The sequence below is a fragment of the Blattabacterium cuenoti genome (assembly GCF_014251555.1).
Taxonomy (GTDB): Bacteria; Bacteroidota; Bacteroidia; order Flavobacteriales; family Blattabacteriaceae; genus Blattabacterium; species Blattabacterium cuenoti_P.
In genome coordinates, this window is the sequence record NZ_CP059190.1 from 517,859 (window position 1) to 537,161 (window position 19,303).

Annotated in this window: 16 protein-coding genes; 11 read left to right on the forward strand and 5 right to left on the reverse strand. The window is 26.4% G+C overall.

The window, feature by feature from the left end:
* The first annotated feature begins 2 nt into the window (after window positions 1-2).
* Window positions 3-593 (forward strand): 5-formyltetrahydrofolate cyclo-ligase, encoded by a 591-nt coding sequence (locus H0H68_RS02575; RefSeq protein ID WP_185853240.1) that lies wholly within the window; start codon window positions 3-5, stop codon window positions 591-593.
* On the opposite strand, the gene rseP is transcribed toward H0H68_RS02575, so the two are convergent.
* Entirely contained in the window at window positions 583-1,905 is a 1,323-nt protein-coding gene (gene rseP, locus H0H68_RS02580) for an RIP metalloprotease RseP (RefSeq protein WP_185853241.1), read from the reverse strand. The genes H0H68_RS02575 and rseP overlap by 11 nt on opposite strands.
* Before the next feature lie 108 nt (window positions 1,906-2,013).
* Between rseP and H0H68_RS02585 the strand changes: the two genes are divergently transcribed.
* Window positions 2,014-2,238, forward strand: coding sequence for a FeoA family protein (locus tag H0H68_RS02585; protein WP_185853242.1), 225 nt, complete (start codon window positions 2,014-2,016; stop codon window positions 2,236-2,238).
* A gap of 2 nt (window positions 2,239-2,240) precedes the next feature.
* The gene (gene feoB / locus H0H68_RS02590; RefSeq protein ID WP_185853243.1) at window positions 2,241-4,310 is read left to right on the forward strand and encodes a ferrous iron transport protein B; all 2,070 of its coding nucleotides are present in this window, start codon (window positions 2,241-2,243) and stop codon (window positions 4,308-4,310) included.
* A 136-nt stretch (window positions 4,311-4,446) separates the two neighbouring features.
* Here feoB and H0H68_RS02595 read toward each other — a convergent pair whose 3' ends face one another.
* Complete coding sequence (locus tag H0H68_RS02595) at window positions 4,447-5,433, reverse strand: D-alanine--D-alanine ligase (protein WP_185853244.1); 987 nt, start codon at window positions 5,431-5,433, stop codon at window positions 4,447-4,449.
* 56 nt (window positions 5,434-5,489) lie between these two features.
* On the opposite strand from H0H68_RS02595, the gene H0H68_RS02600 reads away from it, so the two are divergent.
* Window positions 5,490-6,401 (forward strand): PASTA domain-containing protein, encoded by a 912-nt coding sequence (locus H0H68_RS02600; RefSeq protein WP_185853245.1) that lies wholly within the window; start codon window positions 5,490-5,492, stop codon window positions 6,399-6,401.
* A complete protein-coding gene (locus H0H68_RS02605; protein ID WP_185853246.1) occupies window positions 6,402-7,424 on the forward strand; it encodes an RluA family pseudouridine synthase in 1,023 nt (340 codons plus the stop codon).
* Here H0H68_RS02605 and mgtE read toward each other — a convergent pair.
* Window positions 7,416-8,768 (reverse strand): magnesium transporter, encoded by a 1,353-nt coding sequence (mgtE, locus tag H0H68_RS02610; RefSeq protein WP_185853247.1) that lies wholly within the window; start codon window positions 8,766-8,768, stop codon window positions 7,416-7,418. The two genes, H0H68_RS02605 and mgtE, sit on opposite strands and share 9 nt — an antisense overlap.
* A 113-nt stretch (window positions 8,769-8,881) precedes the next feature.
* Here mgtE and leuS point away from each other — a divergent pair, with 113 nt between their 5' ends.
* The 6 genes from leuS (at window position 8,882) to rpoN (ending at window position 17,481) form a co-directional block, all read left to right on the forward strand.
* The gene (gene leuS / locus H0H68_RS02615; protein ID WP_185853248.1) at window positions 8,882-11,674 is read left to right on the forward strand and encodes a leucine--tRNA ligase; all 2,793 of its coding nucleotides are present in this window, start codon (window positions 8,882-8,884) and stop codon (window positions 11,672-11,674) included.
* 123 nt (window positions 11,675-11,797) lie between these two features.
* A complete protein-coding gene (locus tag H0H68_RS02620; protein WP_185853249.1) occupies window positions 11,798-13,228 on the forward strand; it encodes a Glu/Leu/Phe/Val family dehydrogenase in 1,431 nt (476 codons plus the stop codon).
* A 64-nt stretch (window positions 13,229-13,292) separates the two neighbouring features.
* On the forward strand, window positions 13,293-14,009 hold the full coding sequence (gene pyrH / locus H0H68_RS02625; protein WP_185853250.1) for a UMP kinase: 717 nt from the start codon (window positions 13,293-13,295) through the stop codon (window positions 14,007-14,009).
* 5 nt (window positions 14,010-14,014) lie between these two features.
* Window positions 14,015-14,569, forward strand: a complete 555-nt coding sequence (locus tag H0H68_RS02630; protein WP_185853251.1) for a ribosome-recycling factor — start codon at window positions 14,015-14,017, stop codon at window positions 14,567-14,569.
* A 7-nt stretch (window positions 14,570-14,576) separates the two neighbouring features.
* Complete coding sequence (gene asnS / locus H0H68_RS02635) at window positions 14,577-16,001, forward strand: asparagine--tRNA ligase (RefSeq protein ID WP_185853252.1); 1,425 nt, start codon at window positions 14,577-14,579, stop codon at window positions 15,999-16,001.
* A gap of 13 nt (window positions 16,002-16,014) precedes the next feature.
* Entirely contained in the window at window positions 16,015-17,481 is a 1,467-nt protein-coding gene (gene rpoN / locus H0H68_RS02640) for an RNA polymerase factor sigma-54 (RefSeq protein ID WP_185853253.1), read from the forward strand.
* Here the strand turns inward: rpoN and H0H68_RS02645 are convergent.
* The gene (locus H0H68_RS02645; RefSeq protein WP_185853254.1) at window positions 17,476-18,834 is read right to left on the reverse strand and encodes an aldehyde dehydrogenase family protein; all 1,359 of its coding nucleotides are present in this window, start codon (window positions 18,832-18,834) and stop codon (window positions 17,476-17,478) included. The genes rpoN and H0H68_RS02645 overlap by 6 nt on opposite strands.
* A gap of 11 nt (window positions 18,835-18,845) precedes the next feature.
* Window positions 18,846-19,289, reverse strand: coding sequence for a SufE family protein (locus H0H68_RS02650; RefSeq protein ID WP_185853255.1), 444 nt, complete (start codon window positions 19,287-19,289; stop codon window positions 18,846-18,848).
* Window positions 19,290-19,303: the final 14 nt, after the last annotated feature.

Consider the following 19,303-nt stretch of genomic DNA (forward strand, 5'->3'; position numbering starts at 1 on the left):
TAATGAATAAAAAAAAATTGCGAAAAAAATATTTTTTTTACAGACAATCCCTATCTCAAAGGGAAGTATTTGAGAAAAGTTATGAAATTTTTTTTCAGATGAAAAAAATATTTTTTATCTGGGAAAAAAAGTATTATCATATTTTTTTACCTATACGAGAATATAAAGAAGTGGATACATTTATTATTGTCAATTTTTTATTAAAAATAGGTAAATATATAACGATCCCCTGTTCTAATTTTCATCGAATTTCTATAGATAATTGTTTATTTGATAAAAAAACTTTATTAAAAAAAAACAAATATGGAATTTTTGAACCTCTTTCTACACATAAATATGTAATTTCACCTTCTTTTATTGAAGTAATGTTTATTCCATTATTAATATTTGATTTAAGAGGTTATCGTATAGGTTATGGAAAAGGTTTTTATGATAGATTTATTTCTTCATGCAAAAGAAATGTTATTAAAATAGGTTTGAGTTTTTTTACTCCTATCAAGAAAATTATAGATATTCATGAAAAGGATCTATCAATAGATATAGGAATCACTCCAGATCATATTTTTTTCTTTGATGAGATTATTAAGAAATAAATACTTTGAAAATATCCCAAATAATAATAAAAATCATAATTAAACTAATTATTACAAATCCAAAAATAGTACAACGTTCAAGAATATCTTCATGAACTTTCTTTTTTGTGATCATTTCTATCAAAATAAATAATATATAACCTCCATCTAATGATGGAATGGGAAATAAATTCAAAAAAGCTAACCAAATGGACAAAGTACCAGTTAAAGTCCAAAAAATATCCCAATTCCATTTAGAAGGAAATTCTTTCGCTATAGAAAAAAAACTTCCTATTTGTTTATAAGCTTTAGTTTCTATATGAAAAACATTTTTAAAAAAAAATATTTGGTTTTTTAAAACATCCAAAGATTTCATGACACCATGAGGGATACTTTCAAAAAAAGAATAATTCATTTTTTCAAATGAAAAAATTTGATCTAAATCCATAAAATTTTTTAAGTAAATTCCAAAGATCCCTTTTGAATCTATAAAAATCTCTTTTTGAATCAGTTTTCCATTTCTATTAATCGATATTACTATGTTTTCATTTTTATATTTTGATAATAAATCCTTTAATTGATCAGAAAAAAGAATGAATTCAGAATTTATAGCTAATATCTCATCATTATTTTTTAAACCATATTTATCAGCGTCAGAATTTTTGATGACATGATTTATAATAGGAGGAACGCGAGGTTTAATAAAGAAACTGATTTTTTTTCTATCAAAAAGAAATCTTTTTTTATTGTTATTTAGTGACAATTTTATAACCTTTCCCATACGATCTACAGTCACAGAATTTCCCAAAAGGATTGCTTTAGGAATATCATTGAAATATGGAATATATTTTCCATTTACAAATAAAATTTTATCTCCATTTTTGAATCCTATTTTTTCTCCTAAAGAATCAACTTCTATCCCATATTTAACATTCTTTGTGGGAAGATATGTTTCTCCATATTTGAATAATAAACAGGTAAAAATAAAAATAGATAATAATATATTGAAAATAATTCCTCCAGAAATAATTAATAGCCTTTTTATTGCTGATTTTGAACTAAATTCCCAATTTTTTTTTGAAGAAACACTTTTTTTATCTGTCATCATTCCAGATATTTTTACGTATCCTCCTAAAGGCAACCATCCAATTCCATAAATAGTGTGTCCAATCTTTTTTTTAAAAAGAGAAAACCAAGGATCAAAAAATAAAAAAAATTTTTCGACTCTTACTTTAAATATTTGAGCTAAAGTAAAATGACCTAATTCATGAATAACTATTAATATAGAAATGCAAAGCAGCAATTGTATAGATTTAACCAAAATAGATGTCATTTCCAAAACTTAATAAAAAAGATAAATTTAAACCTTTATTTCATTTTTTTTCATTACTAAAAATTTATTTTCTATTTTTCTTCAATAAAAATATAAAATATATAAATTTTGAATTTATCTAATCTTAAAAAAGGAGAAAAAGGAATTATCAAAGGATATAAAAACGAAGATTTTCCTATCAAATTATTAGAATTAGGTGTTTTACCTGGAGTAGAATTTGAAATACTTTTTGTTTCTATTTTTTATGATCCACTATGCATAAGTTATAATCAGTCTTGTTTAGCTTTACGTAGAAAAGAAGCAGAAAACATTATAATAGAACCTATAATTTAAAAATGCAAAGAAGAATAATAAAATTAGCACTTATTGGAAATCCAAATGTAGGAAAAACTTCTTTGTTCAATAAATTAACTGGACTTAACCAAAAAGTAGGCAATTATTTAGGAGTCACAGTAGACAAAAAAATAGGATATTTCTATTATGAAAATATATACTATCAAATTATAGATCTTCCTGGAACTTATAGCATATATCCTTCATCTGAAGATGAAGAAATAGTTAGCAAATTGCTTAATAATATAAATCATTTAGATTATCCGGACAAAATTATGGTTGTGGCAGATTCTTCTAATATAAAAAAAAGTCTTCTTTTATTTAGACAAGTGCAAGATTTAAGATTTCCTGTTTTATTTATATTAAATATGTTGGATGAAGCAAAAAAGAAGGGGATATTCATTGATATGGAAAAACTAAAAAAATTTCTTATAACAGAAATTGTCATGATCAATGCAAGAGAAGGAATAGGATTGGAAAAAGTTAAAAAAGAAATCAAGAATCTAAAAAAAACAAAAAAATTGGATTTTTTCAATCCAGGATTACGTTATTCTATTGCTGTTAATGATGTAAAAAATAGTTACAAAGTAAATACTTATAAAGCTTGGTATTATTTAGCTTATAATGGAAAATTTTTGAAAGAAGACAAAGAAGACTATTTATTAAATAAAATAAAAAAGAAACACAATATTATATCCAAAAGATTACAAATCAAGGAGACATTAGATAGATATGAAGAAATAGGAAAAATTTACTCCGAAACAGTTTCCGAATTGGTCTTAGATAAAGAAAAAAATTATTTAGAATTTTCTAAAAAAATAGATAACAATTTAATTGTTCATCCTTTTTGGGGTTATTTTATTTTTTTCTTTTTTTTATTTATCATTTTTCAATGTGTTTTTTTCTGGGCAGAAAAACCTAAAGAGTTTATAGAATTTTTTTTTTCTATTATTCAAAAAAAACTAGAAAATATTTATCCAGGTCCTTTAAATAATTTTTTATTGCAAGGAATATTGCCTGGAATTAGTACTATTATCACTTTTATTCCACAAATTTTTATTTTACTATTTTTTATTCTTCTTATGGAAGAAAGTGGTTACATAAGCAGAGTGATCTTTTTAATGGATAGAATCATGCGACCTTTTGGATTAAATGGGAAAAGTGTTGTTCCTCTTATTTCTAGCATAGCTTGCGCTATTCCAGCTATCATGTCAGCTAGACATATTGAAAATCCAAGAGATCGTTTAATTACTATTTTAGCCACTCCTTTTATGACCTGTTCTGCAAGATTACCTGTTTATACTTTAATTATATCTCTAATCATACCAAATTACAGATGGTATTTCATTCAATTAAGAGGAATAGTCCTTATGGCTATGTATTTATTAGGAATCCTATCTTCTTTAGGAGTCTCAATGATTTTACATCAATTTTTGAAAAAAAATTATCAGAGCCATCTAATTATGGAAATTCCTACTTACAAATTTCCTATATTTAGAAACATATTGATTACCTTATGGATTAATCTAAAATCATTTATTATCAATGCCGGAAAAATGATTTTATTGATTAATATATTGATTTGGGTTTTAGGAACTTTTGGCCCTTCAGAAAATTTTTCATATCAAAAATCTCAAAAATCAATCGTTTTAAAATATCTGCAAAAAAAAGAATTATCTTATTCATATTTAGGTTTGATTGGGAAAAAAATAGAACCTGTAATTCATCCATTAGGATACGATTGGAAAATTGGAATAGGATTACTATCATCTCTTGTAGCGAGAGAAGTTTTTGTTAGTACTATGGCTTCTGTGTATAAAATAGAAGAAAAAGGAAATTTTTTGAAAGAAAAAATGAAAAAAGAAGTGTTCCCCAGCTCTAAAAAACCTATTTACAATTTAGCAACAGGAGTTTCTTTGCTATTCTTTTATGCGTTTTCTATGCAGTGTATGAGTACTTTATCTATAATAAAAAAAGAAACAAAATCTTGGAGATGGCCAATAATACAATTTTTTTTTATGACTTCTCTCGCTTATATTGTTTCATTTTTAACATATCAAATTTTAAAATAAAATGTGTCAATATCTAATAATAGGGATATTTTTTTTGTGTTCAATTGTTTTTTTAATCAAAAAATTCCTGAATTTTTTTTCGTATGAAAAAAAATTTTGCAAAAAAAAATGCAATTGTAATTTGTAAAAATTTTTATTATTTTTTTTTCAATTTTTCAATAGAAGAATTGATAGAATTTTTAAATAAATCAGACAAAGATATGCCAGCTATTTTCAATTGTTCGGGAAAAATACTCTTTTCAGAAAGACCTGGTACTGTATTGATTTCCAAGAAAAAAGGTTCTCCATTTACAATGATATACTCAGCCCTAGATATGCCTGATAAATTTAAATAATTATATACTTTTTTTGCTACTTCTTGTATTTTATTTTGAACATTTGGAAGCAATTTTGCCGGTGTGATTTCTTGAGATTTTCCAGAATATTTAGATTCAAAATCAAAGAAATCATTTTGACTAATTATTTCTGTTATAGGTAAAACAAAAATTTCATTTTTGAATGAAAAAACTCCTACTGAAACCTCCCTTCCTTCAAGAAAAGATTCAATAATAATTTCTTCATCCTCTTTAAAGGCTTTTTCGACTGCATTGAATAAATCTTTTTGTTCATAAACTTTACTGATTCCTAAACTAGATCCAGATCGATTAGGTTTAACAAAACAAGGAAGTCCTACTTTTTTTAAAATTTTTTTTTCGCAAAAAATTTGATTTTTATTTAAGAAAATAGATACGGCAGTATTAATTCCAAAATGTTTCAATAAAGTTAAACAATACTTCTTATTAAAAGTCATATTAGCATGATGGAAATTACATCCTGTATAGGGAATTTTTAATAATTCAAAATAGGCTTGCAATATACCGTCTTCTCCTGGAGTTCCATGAATAGCATTAAAGACACAATCAAAATGGATCAGACTTCTTCCCATATTAACGGAAAAATCACATTTATCAATAGGATATACTTTGTTTTTTTCATCTTTCATAAACCATTTTTCTTTGAAAATATACACTTGATAAGGTTCAAATTCTTTTCTGCATAAATTTTCATAAACTACTTTTCCGCTTTCTAGTGAAATTGCAGACTCTTTTGTATATCCACCCATAACCACAGCAATTTTTTTCATGATTTATTTTTATTTTTTAAGAAATGATTTTTTATATTTAAATAAATATTTTTTTCATGAATTATTCAAAATATTTTGTAATATTCATCATAAATTTATCAATCGCCATATTTTTCTTATACAAGATCACTCAACTTTCATTAAAATGGGCTGATGTTTACACAAAACATGGAACTTATGTTGTAGTCCCCAATTTGCGTTATTTAACTTTATCTCAATCTATATCTATTCTAAAAAAATTAGGATTAAAATATGATATAGATACATCACGTTATGATCCGAATTTGAAAAATAATCAAATTATTTCTTTTTCACCAGAAGCTGGAGATTATGTAAAAGAAGGAAGACATATATACCTACAAGTCAATTCTCAATCGCAATATCCTACTGTTCTGCCCAACATTATAAATAAAAATAAATATATAGCTATGAAATTACTTCATGCTAATCATATTCCCGTTAAAGAAATCAGGTATATTAATGATTTGACTAAAGACACAGTTTTAAAGGTTTTTTATAAGAAAAAATCAATTCAATCTGGATACATATTCACTTCTATTCAAGATGGAATTACTTTGATAATTGGAAAAGAATATGAAAAAAATAATTTAGTGGTTCCAAATGTTATTGGTATGTCATTGCATACAGCAACTTCTACTTTAAAAAACAAACTATTTCATGTTATTAATTTTTATTATGATCATCCAATAATAGATCCTGACAAAAATGCAAAAGTATATCGTCAAAAACCTTCTCCTGGAGAAATTCAGGATAAAAATAAATCTGTTGAACTTTGGTTAAGTTCAAAAGATTTATTGGACAACTTAATAAAAATAGAAGAAAAAGATAAAGACATTGACAAGAAAACAGAAGAAAAAGATAAAAATATTGACAAGAAAACAGAAGAAAAAGATAAAAATATTGACAAGAAAACAGAAGAAAAAGAAGATATGATACCGACGAATTAAATGAACAGTTCTACATATAAAATTCAAATTTTTACAGATAAAAACCAAAAAGAAATTCGCATTGACAAATTTTTAAAAAATTATATACAAAATATCAGTAGAAATCAAATCCAAAAATGGACAATTTCAGGAAAAGTTTTAGTCAACAAAAATATTATAAAAAAAAATTACAAAATAAAACCTTTAGATTTTGTTGAAATAGAAATTTATCGACCTCCTGTTCTAGATTATTTAGAATATGAAAATATTACTGCCGAAAAGATAAATCTAGATATTCTTCATGAAGATGAAGATGTGATTGTCGTCAATAAACCTGCAGGAATGGTGGTCCATCCTGGTTTTGGAAATGAAACAGGAACATTAATTCATGGAATTAAATATCATTTAATAAATTCAAATTTTAATAATTTCAACCTCTATAGATGTGGATTAGTTCATAGATTGGATAAAGATACATCAGGTTTATTGGTTTTAGCTAAAAATGAATATTCTCAAAAACATTTATTTCAACAATTTTATTCTAGAACGATTCAAAGAAAATACATAGCTTTAATATGGGGTGATTTAATTGAAAAAAAAGGAACCATAACTGGTTTTATTGGAAGAGATCCTAGAAATAGAAAAAAAATGACAATTTTTAATAAACAAAATCAAGAAATCAATAGAGGAAAGTATTCTATTACACATTACAAAGTATTAGAAAGATTTAAACATTTAACATATGTCTCTTGCTATATAAAAACAGGAAAAACACATCAAATAAGAGCTCATTTCAAACATTTAGGACATCCATTATTTCATGACTCAATCTATGGCGGAAATAGAATTTTTATGAAAAAAAAATGTTCAAATCAAAATATAAAATTTCTAAAAACTTGTTTAAAGATTTTGCGAAGACAAGCATTGCATGCGATTTCTCTTTCCTTTATCCATCCTAAAAATGGAAAATGTTGTTTTTATTGTCCAATTCCTGAAGACTTTAAAACGGTTTTGAAAAATTGTAGAAATATGTTCTTACAATAAAGTTCCACGTAAAAGAATATAAGACATAGAAAAATATATAATTAATCCAATAACATCGACTAATGTAGCAACAAAAGGAGCAGAAGAACTAGCGGGATCTCCTCTAAATTTTTTAATTATAAAAGGTAACATAGAACCGCTTAATGTCCCCCATAACACGACTCCAATCAAAGATAAAAAAACAGTTAATCCAACTAATATCCAATGAGGTCCATAATTAAAAAAATTGATCTTATGCCAAGCTATCACACGTATAAAACCAGTTAATCCTAAAATACTACCTAAAAAAAAACCACAAATAATTTCTCTTCGCATGACTCTCCACCAATCTTTTATTTCCACCTCTCCCAAAGCCATTGCTTGAATAATTAAACTTGCAGCTTGAGAACCACTATTTCCTCCACTTGAAACAACCAAAGGGATAAACAAAGCAAGAACCACTGCTTTTTCGATAACACTTGAAAATTCTTGCATAACTGTTGTTGTTAACATTTCTCCTATAAACAATAAAATGAGCCATCCTGCTCTTTTTTTAATTAATCGATATAAAGGTTCATTAAGATAAGATTGATTTAATGTTTCCATCCCCCCTATCTTTTGAATATCTTCTCTATAATTTTCATTTAAAACCCATAAAATATCGTCCACAGTTACTATTCCTAATAAAAAATTCTGATCATCAATAACTGGAAGTGAGACTCTGTTATTCATAGAAAATATTTTAGTAGCTTCTTCTTCTGTATCTGTCAGATTTAATGCAGCAGTATACTGACTATCCATTAAATCGGATACTTTTGTATTTGGATCTACTAGTAAAAACTCTCTGATTTTTATATCATTTACTAATTTTCCTTTTTGATCAACTATATATACAATTTCTATAACATCACTATTTTTCACTTCTTTACGGATATAATCCAAAACTTCTTTCACACTCCAAGTTTCTTTAATCGCAAGATAATATGGAATCATCAAACGACCTATGCTATTTTCAGGATATCCCAATGATACCAATGTTTTTCTTTTATCTTCTGAGTTTAAATATTTAATTAAATCTTTTAACAGATTTTTAGGAATCTTTTCTAAAAAAGAAAGACGATCTTCTACTGACAAATTATTTATAAATTCCTTCTTTTTAATTGAAGTGGACTCTTCTATAATTTTTTTTTTTATAGAAAAGTCCAATCTGTTAAAAACAGAAATGGCTTTGCATAATTTTAACAAATTAAATATTTTGATTACATCATTTGGATGATGATGAATAATTCTTATTAAACTACTAATAGTTTGATCATTTATAAATTTATCATTGATTATTAAATCATCTTGATGCTCATTAAACATTTTTTTCTTTTTTTGTAGAAACTTTTTTTGAATATTTATATAATGGATTCATTTCAGCAGTATAAAAGTTAAAATTACGTAATCATTGTAATTTTTGTATAAATAAAATAAAAATGGAATATAATTTTAGAGAAATAGAAAAACGTTGGCAAATATACTGGAAAAAACATGATGTTTTTCATACTAAGGAAAACGGAAAACAGAAATACTATATTCTAAACATGTTTCCTTATCCTTCTGGTGCAGGTCTTCATGTAGGACATTGTTTAGGCTATATCGCATCAGATATTTATGCTAGATATAAACGTGCAGAAGGATATAACGTTTTAAATCCCATAGGATTTGATTCTTTTGGATTACCAGCAGAACAATATGCTATTCAGACAGGAAAACATCCTTATGATAGCACTCGTCAAAATTCACAAAAGTATAGAAATCAAATGAATAAAATAGGTCTTTCTTTTGACTGGAATCGTGAATTGTGCACTAGCAATCCAAATTATTATCGTTGGACTCAATGGATGTTTATTCAAATTTTTAATTCTTGGTACGACAAAAACTGTGAAAAAGCCAAACCTATAGATCTTTTAATTAAAGAATTTAATAAAAACGGAAATTCTTTTATCAATGCAAGTACTTCTTCTAATTATAGATTTAATTCAAAAACATGGAATAAACTAAGTATTAATGAAAAAGAATCTATTCTTTTAGATTATCGTTTAGCTTTTTTATGCAATAATATAGTGAATTGGTGTCCAGATTTAGGCACTGTTTTAGCTAATGATGAAATCAAAAATGGGAAAAGTCAAAGAGGAGGGTATCCAGTCTATAAAAAAAAAATGTTACAATGGCACATAAGAATTAGCGCATATGCAGAAAGACTCATAACAGGATTAAATTTGATTGATTGTTCTCAATCTCTAAAAAAATTGCAGTTTAACTGGATAGGAAAATCAATGGGAATTTCTATTTCATTAAAAATTACGCATCCCATCAATAATATCAACAAAATTAAATTATTTATTTCTCGTCCAGAAATGATATTTGGAATGACTTTTATTATCTTGTCTACAGATCATCCACTTGCAGATCAAATAGGTGTTCATTTCCATAAAAAAAGTGTTTTAACATATCTTATGCAAGAATTTTCTGTTGATGAAAATCAAAAAAACATTTCTGGTGTTTTTACAGGAAATTATGTTTTTCATCCTTTCTTTAAGGAAAAAAAAATTCCTATTTACATTAGTAACTTTTTTCCTGTAGAGAATCATACAAAATCCATGATAGGAATTCCTGGACATGAAGAAATAAGTAAAAAATTTGCTAAAAAATTTGGATTAGAAATCATTCAAATTTTTGAAAAAAAGAACCTAAATAAGAATGAAAATCTCTGTATTAATTCTGATTTTTTAAATGAATTAAATAGCAAAGAGGCAAGAGAAAAAATAATAAAAATATTAATGGAAAAAAAAATAGGAAAAATAAATACAAGTTACAAAATACGTGATGCTATTTTTTCTAGACAAAGATATTGGGGAGAGCCAATTCCTATTTATTTTAAAAACAAAATTCCAAAAACAATTCCTATAGATCAATTACCTATTCTTCTTCCGAAAATAGATAATTATCATCCTAAGGATGGAAAATCTTCATTAATTAGAGCAAAAAATTGGGCTTGGGATGAAAAAAATATGAAAATTGTTTCAAATACTCTTATTGATTATAGATATGTGTTTCCTATAGAAACCAGCACAATGCCAAGTTGGGCAGGATCCAGTTGGTATTTTCTTAGATATATGGATGTTAATAATCATCAATTTTTTCTTGATAAAAAAAAAGAAAATTATTGGAAAAATGTTGATTTATATATTGGCGGATCTGAACATACTACGGGACATTTAATTTATGCAAGATTTTGGCACAAATTTTTGAAAGATAGAGGATGGATTACAACAGAAGAACCCTTTAAAAAAATATTAAATCAAGGAATGATACTCAGTTATTCTGCTTCTATCCTAAAGGTTATAGGAGAAAATACCTTTGTATCTTATGGATTAAGAAATCAAAAAAATTATTCATTTCAAGAGTTGTATGTAGATCTTTCTTTAATAAAAAAGAAGAACGAATTGGATATAGAAAAATTTAAAAAAAACCGACCAGAATTTCGTTCTGCTATTTTTCTATTGGAAGGAGGATTTTTTCTTTGTAAAAGAAAATTGGAAAAAATGTCTAAATCCAAATATAATGTCATAAATCCTGATGATATCTATGAAAAATATGGATCAGATATATTTCGAATTTATGAAATGTTTTTAGGTCCTATTACTCAATCCAAACCTTGGGACGACGAAAAAATAAATGGAATAAAAAATTTTATAAAAAAATTTTGGCATCTCTTTCATAAGAATGAAAAGTTTCAAGTTAGTGAAGTCAATCCAACATTTAAAGAATTACAAATTTTACATCATACCATCAAAAAAATACAGGATAAAATGCAATCTTTTTCTTTGAATACATCTATTAGTTCATTTATGATTATTGTGAATCAATTAACTATGTTAAAATGCTATAAAAGAAAAATATTAGAACCTTTAGTTCAATTAATAGCACCATTTGCTCCTCATATAGCTGAAGAATTGTGGTATAAATTAGGGAAAAAAAAATCTATTATTCATTATCCAATTCCTGTTTTCAATTCAAAGTATCTAATGATAGATCAAATCACATATCCAATTATGTTTAATGGAAAATTAAAATTTATAGAAAAATTTGATGCTAATATTTCAATAAAAGAAATAAAAAGTAAGATTTTAAATCACCCAAAAACAAAATCTTTTTTAAAAGAAAAAATTTTAAAAAAATTAATTATAGTTCCAAAAAAAATAATAAATATTTTGTACTGTTGAGTTTTTTTTAAACTCAAACAAGTTTTGTATTAAAATTTGTACATAAAACGTAGATTTGTATTCGATAATATAGCATTTGTTTTTGTATTTTTTCATTCTATAGAAATGTGTAAAAACTTTTTTATGTCAAAAAAAAACCAAAATAAAACTGGTACATATAGTTTTTTTAATTGTATAGAAAAAAATTTTGATAAAGCTGCACGATTTCTTTCTATTGAAAAAGGTCTTTTAGAACAAATTAAAGCTTGTAATGCTGTATATCGCATGCATTTTCCTGTGAAAATAGGAAAAGAAATCAAAGTTATTGAAGCTTATAGAGTTCAACACTCTCATCATAAACTTCCCTGTAAAGGAGGAATTAGATATAGCATAAAAGTTAATCAAGATGAAGTTATGACTTTAGCTGCTTTGATGACCTACAAATGCGCTATAGTTGATGTTCCTTTTGGCGGTGCTAAAGGCGGTATTAAAATTGATCCACAAACTATATCAGCAGAAAATATAGAAAAAATAACTCGTCGTTATACATCTGAATTAATTAAAAAAAATTTTATTGGTCCAGGAATAGATGTTCCTGCTCCTGATTATGGAACTGGAGAAAGAGAAATGAGTTGGATTTTTGATACATTTTTATCTATTCGTCCTGGAGATGTAGATGCATTAGCCTGTGTAACAGGAAAACCTGTATCTCAAGGAGGAGTTAGAGGTAGAAAAGAAGCAACCGGATTAGGTGTTTTTTATGGGATTAGAGAATTATGTAGTATGAAAGAAGATATGTTATCTGTAGGTCTTGATGTTGGATTGGTTGGAAAAAAAATTATAATACAAGGTCTAGGAAACGTTGGTTATCATGCTGCTACTTTTTTTCATGAAGCGGGAGCAATTATTGTAGCTTTAGCAGAAAGAGAAGGGGCCATTTACAATCAAAATGGATTGAATGTTTCCAAAGTTATTCTACATTTGAAAAATACTGGATCTATATTAAATTTTTCAGAAGCAAAAAATATTGAAAATACAGAAAATGCTTTAGAATTAGAATGTGATATTTTAATCCCTGCAGCATTAGAAAATGTAATCCATAAAAATAATGCAAATCGTATTAAAGCTAAAATTATTGGAGAAGCAGCAAATGGACCTATTACTCCAGAAGCGGATGAAATATTGGAAAAAAAAGGAATCATTATAGTTCCTGACATATATTTAAATGCAGGAGGAGTAACTGTTTCCTATTTTGAATGGCTAAAAAATTTAAGCCACGTACGTTATGGACGTATGGAAAAAAGATTTAGCGAAAATATGAATGCTGAATTACTACAAGTAATTGAAACTGTTTGCCAAAAAAAAATTTCAACAAAAGAAAAAAAAATTATATTGAGAGGACCAAGAGAAATAGACTTAGTACGCAGTGGTTTAGAAGATACAATGATTAGTGGTTTCCATAAGATTCGTGATCTCAAAAAATCATCAAAAATAGGAAACATGCGGACTGCAGCATTTGTACTTGCTATAAATAAAATTGTAGATTCTTATGAAAAGTTAGGAATTTTTCCATAATATCCTTTTTCGGATTTCTGAAAAAAAATGCTAAAAAATATATTTTTGAATAAATATCTTTTTCATGAAGTACAAAAGATCATTATTGAAATTAAGCGGAGAAGCTTTAATGGGAAACAACGAATTTGGACTTCATTCTACTCGTCTTCAACAATATGCTGAAGAAGTCAAAAAAGTAGTAGAGATGGGAGCTCAAATAGCTATAGTAATTGGAGGAGGGAATATATTTAGAGGATTTTCTAGAATAAAGGAAAAGACTATAAATCGTATAGAAGGAGATTACATGGGAATGTTGGCCACCGTTATCAACGGGATAGCTTTCCAATCGTATTTAGAAAATGTAGGAATATGTGCTTACATTCAAACAGCTATTAGAATGGATCAAATAGCAGAACCTTTTGGGAAAGATAGAGCTATTCATCATCTTGAAAAAGGAAGAGTAGTAATATTTGTAGCAGGATTAGGAAATCCTTATTTTACTACAGATACAGCTGCTGTTCTACGTGCCATAGAAATCAAAGCTGATGTATTATTAAAAGGAACTAGAGTGGATGGGATTTATACCACAGATCCGGAAAAAGATAAATATGCTAAAAAACTTAAAAATATATCCTTTGATATGGTCTATCAAATGGGGATCAAAGTGATGGATCAAACTGCTTTTATTTTGGGAAATGAAAACAATTTACCAATTATTATTTTTGATATCAACAGAAAAGGAAATTTTCAAAAAGTAATTTCTGGAGAAAAAATAGGGACTCTAGTTTCCAAAAAAAAATAAAAATTATGGATGAATTAAACGATATTTTTTTTTCTTGTAAAAAAGACATGGAAAAAATTTTGAAACAACTAAAAGAAGAAATTCATCGTATTCGATTAGGTAGCAAGTCAGTAGCGTCTATTTTGGAAAAAATAAAAATCAAGTGTTATGGAAGCACTTTTCTACTTATAGAAGTAGCAAATATTACTATTGTAGACAACATGAATATTACTATTCATCCTTGGGATCGTTCTACTCTTACATATATTGATAAAGCTATCATAGATGCTAATCTAGGTTTTATGCCAACTAATAAAGGAGAATCCATTCATATACATTTACCCATTATTACAGAAGAAGGAAGAAAAAATTTGATGAAAAAAATCAAATTACAAACAGAACACGCTAAAATACTCATAAGGAATGTAAGAAAAAAAAATAATCAACATATAAGAAAATTAAAAACATCTGAAGATTTTTCTAAAGCAGGAGAAAACCGCATACAAAAAATAACAAGTAAATATATACAAGAAATAGAAGATTTATTCCTTTATAAAGAAAAAGAAATACTGAGAATATAAGAATATAATGATAAAAAAATATTCAATTAAAGAATTATTAGATAAAGTAAATTTTTTTCTAAATAAAAAAGTATTGGTTGAAGGATGGATTCGTTCTTTTCGTTATTCTATTTTTATCACTTTAAATGATGGATCTACAATTAGGAATCTGCAAATTATTTTATCCAAAAAATTGAGAAAGGAAATTATAAAAAAAATAACAATTGGAACTTCAATTCAAGTTATAGGAATTGTAACAGAAAGTATAGGAGAGAAACAATGTATAGAACTGCGGTCTTTAGAGATTAACATATATGGATCTGTCCTTTCGTCTACTCTTCAAAAATCTATTTTGCAACCTAAAAAACATAGTTTTGAAAAACTTCGTCAACAGGCTCATTTACGTTTTCGAACAAATATTTTCAGTTGTATCATGCGAATACGTCATCATATGGCTTTTTGTATACATCAATATTTACATGAAAATGGATTTTTTTACCTTCATACTCCAATAATTACTACTTCAAATTGTGAAGGAAGTGGAAAAATGTTTCAAATTACTACTATGGATATGGATACTATGGATTTAAAAAAGAATCCAATAGATTATACAAAAGATTTTTTTAAATGTAAAACTTATTTAAGTGTATCTGGACAATTAGAAGCGGAAACGGCTGCTTTGGGATTAGGAAAAGTGTATACATTTGGACCTGTATTTCGTGCAGAAAATTCCAATACTTCACGACATTTATCCGAATTTTGGATGATAGAACCAGAAATTGCTTTTTATCATTTAGAAGAAAATATGAATCTTGCTGAAGATTTTTTAAAATTTATTATCAGATACATTCTTGATAAGAATATGGAAGATTTATCCTTTTTAAATGAACACTTAAAAAAATGGAAAAAAAAGGATAAAGAACACCTTTTAGAAAAATTAGAACTTGTATTAAAATTTCCATTTCAAAGAATCAGTTATACAGAAGCTATAAAAGTTCTTATCCAAGAAGAAAAAAAACAAAATATAAAATTTTTTCATCCAGTTGTTTGGGGAATGGATTTGCAATCGGAACATGAACAATATTTAGTCGATAAATATTTTAAAATTCCTGTTATTGTGTTTGATTATCCTTCTTGTATTAAAGCCTTTTATATGCGTGTAAATAATGATGGAAAAACAGTTAGAGCTATGGATATTTTATTTCCGAATATAGGAGAGATTATTGGTGGTTCTCAAAGAGAAGAACGTTATGAAATCTTATTAAAACGGATAAAAGATACAAATACGGATAAAAATAAACTTTGGTGGTATTTAGATACACGTCGTTTCGGTTCTGTTCCTCACAGTGGATTTGGGTTAGGGTTTGATCGTTTAGTTCAATTCATAACAGGAATGAATAATATTCGTGATGTTATTCCATTTCCAAGAACCCCAAATAATGCAGAGTTTTAAAACATATTTTCTTATGTTAAAACAGCAATTATCACAAAAAGGACAACACAAACTTTCTCCACTACAAATTAAACTCATGAAATTAGTTCAGCTATCTACTTTAGATTTTGAACAAAGAGTCAAACAAGAACTGGAAGAAAATCCGGCATTAGAAGAAGAGAATTCTTCTGATTTAGAAGAAGCATTTTCAGATTCAGAAATTTCTGAATCTGAAAATGAGATTGAAGATCAAAATCAATCTATAGATATTTCTGAAATCGATGAATATTTGAGTGATGATGAAATTGAAGATTTCAAAAATAATATCAATCATCAAAATTACGGTGTAGAAAAACATATTCCTATTATTTCTGGAATTTCTTTTCAAGAATATTTGAAAAATCAATTGCATACTTTTCGTTTGAATGAAGAAGATTTATTGATAGCAGATTTTATATTAGGAAATATAGATGATAACGGTTATATAAGAAGAAAGATCACTGCTATAGTAGATGATATTCTTTTAATACTTGGAATATCAGTCACTGCAGATAAAGTAGAACAACTAATTTTAAACTATATACAAAAATTAGATCCTGTAGGTGTAGGATCCAGAAACTTACAAGAATGTCTACTTATTCAATTGGAAAAAAAAAAAATGACTAAAGAGGTTATTCTAGCCAAAAAAATTATACAATATAATTTTGAATCTTTTGTCAAAAAACATTATCAAAAACTGCAAAAAAAGTTAGGAATCACAAAGAAAAATTTAAGAAAATCTATTTATCAAATAGAAAAATTAAATCCCAAACCAGGAAAAATTTATTCTGAAAATACCAAAAATTTAAATCATCTCATCCCAGATTTTACTATTTGTATTTCAGATAATAAGCTAGAGCTTTCTTTAAATCAAAGAAATATACCAGAACTAAAGATCTCATCTGTATATTTAGATATGTTGAAATCTTATAAATCTTCAAAAGAAAAAAATATGAATAAAAATGAGGATACCATTGTTTTTTTGAAACAAAAAATAGATTCAGCAAAATGGTTTGTAGATGCAATCAAAAAACGTCAAAATACGTTGATGTTAACAATGAATGCTATTATGGATTACCAAAAAGAATATTTTTTAACTGGAGATCCAATTAAAATAAAACCTATGATCTTAAAAAACATTTCACAAAAAATTGGTGTAGGAATTTCTACAGTTTCACGTGTAGCTAATAGCAAATACGTGAATACACCATACGGTACTTTTTTGATTAAAAGTTTTTTTTCTGAGAAAATGAAAAATAAAGAAGGAGAAGATATTTCCTCTATTGAAATCAAAAAACTTTTAGTAGAATCCATAGCTCAGGAAAATAAAAAAAAACCTCTTACCGATGAAAAATTATCTAAAATTCTCAAAAAAAAAGGCTATTTAGTAGCTAGAAGGACAGTTGCTAAATATAGAGATCAAATGCATATTCCTGTTGCAAGAATGCGAAAAAATTTATGATTTTTTTATAACCATCGTTTTCCAATTAGAAAATTCTTTTATAGATAAAGTCGATAGTTCTCTACCATATCCAGATTTTTTGACTCCTCCAAAAGGAAGACGAGCATCTGATTTCACAATATCATTAATAAATACCATCCCAGTATCTATTTTTTTGGATAATTTTTCAGCTTTTTCTAAATCTTTTGTCCAAATAGATGCTCCTAATCCGTAACATGTATTATTGACAATGTCAGGGATTTCTTCCTCTCTATAAAAAACAGAAACAATTCCTATTGGTCCAAAAATTTCTTCTTTTTTCACAAAAGAATTATCTTTTTCTATTCTCAATAAAGAAGGAGAAAAAAAATTACCATCTTTATTAATTTCTAAACAGATTTTTCCTCCATTTAATATGATATTCTTATATTGCTGATATAATTTTTCAGATAAATCAGAACGGGATATATAACCAATTTTCGTAGATTCATTATATAAATCTCCTCTCTGATACTCTTTCATTTCTTGGATAACAATATCTATAAAATCATTTACTATAGATTGATCTACAATAAATCTTTTTGCAGAAACACATGTTTGTCCTGTATTATTCAATCTGGATTCTGTAGCTAATTTAGCCGTATTTTTGAGATTTTCAACATCTTTCATGACTACAAAAGCATCATTTCCTCCTAACTCCAAAACAGATTTTTTTATATATTTTCCAGATAATGATCCTATTATGCTTCCAGATAAATAACTTCCTGTAAATGAGACTCCTTGTATAACTGTATTAGCTATAACTGATTCTATTTTGGGAATATCTATTAATAAAACTTGAAAAACTCCTTCAGGAAAACCAGACTCTATAAATATCTTTTCCAAAATCATAGAGCATTCTGCTGTATTCAGAGCTGGTTTAATAAGAATTACATTTCCTAATAACAAATTAGGAATAGAAGATCTTATGGTTTGCCAAATAGGATAATTCCAAGGCATGATCCCTAATATAGCTCCTATAGATTCAAATCTTACATAAGATTTTTCATATTCAGTAGATATTTTTTGAAAAAAAATGGACTCTTTCAGTTGACAATAATATTTACACAAACTTATGCTCTTATTTATTTCTAAACGAGACTGAGTAATAGGTTTTCCCATTTCTTGGGTAATTAGATAGGATGTTATATCTATAGTTTCTTGCATGCAAGAATATAATTTTGTTAAACATTTAATTTTAAAATTAAAGGGATAATCTTTCCACTTTTTGTATGCATGATGTGCTATAGATAATTTAGTCCTAATATCCTTTTCAGATAAGAAATAATAAGTTTTTAAAATGTTATTATCTACAGGATTAACAGTTTGAAACATTTCATTTTTTTTTAAATTCGACCATTCAAACCAATAGAAATTTTGGCATTAAAAGCTATGGCATAAAATTTTATTTTTTTTAAAAATAAAAGCATGCCATTAGCTCTAATAGGGGATAAGAAAGTTTGAAATCCTATTTCATAAATAAAATTAGCATTCGAATAAATGATTTCAAATGGGTAAAGTCCTGAATAAACACGAATCATAAGAGCTGCCATTCCTCTAGGTAATAAAGCATCTCCATCTGCATCAAAGAAAATCCGTGAACCTTTCAATTCAGCATTTAACCATACTTTTGATTGACAGCCATGAATTAATTTTTCATCCGATCTAAATTCATCTGATTTTTTGGGCAATTTTTTCCCCAAATCTATTAAATATTCATATTTTTCTTCCCAATTTTTTAGAAGATGAAACTTTTTTTTTATTATTTCTTCTTTCTTATGCAAAGTCATTTCTAAATTTTTAC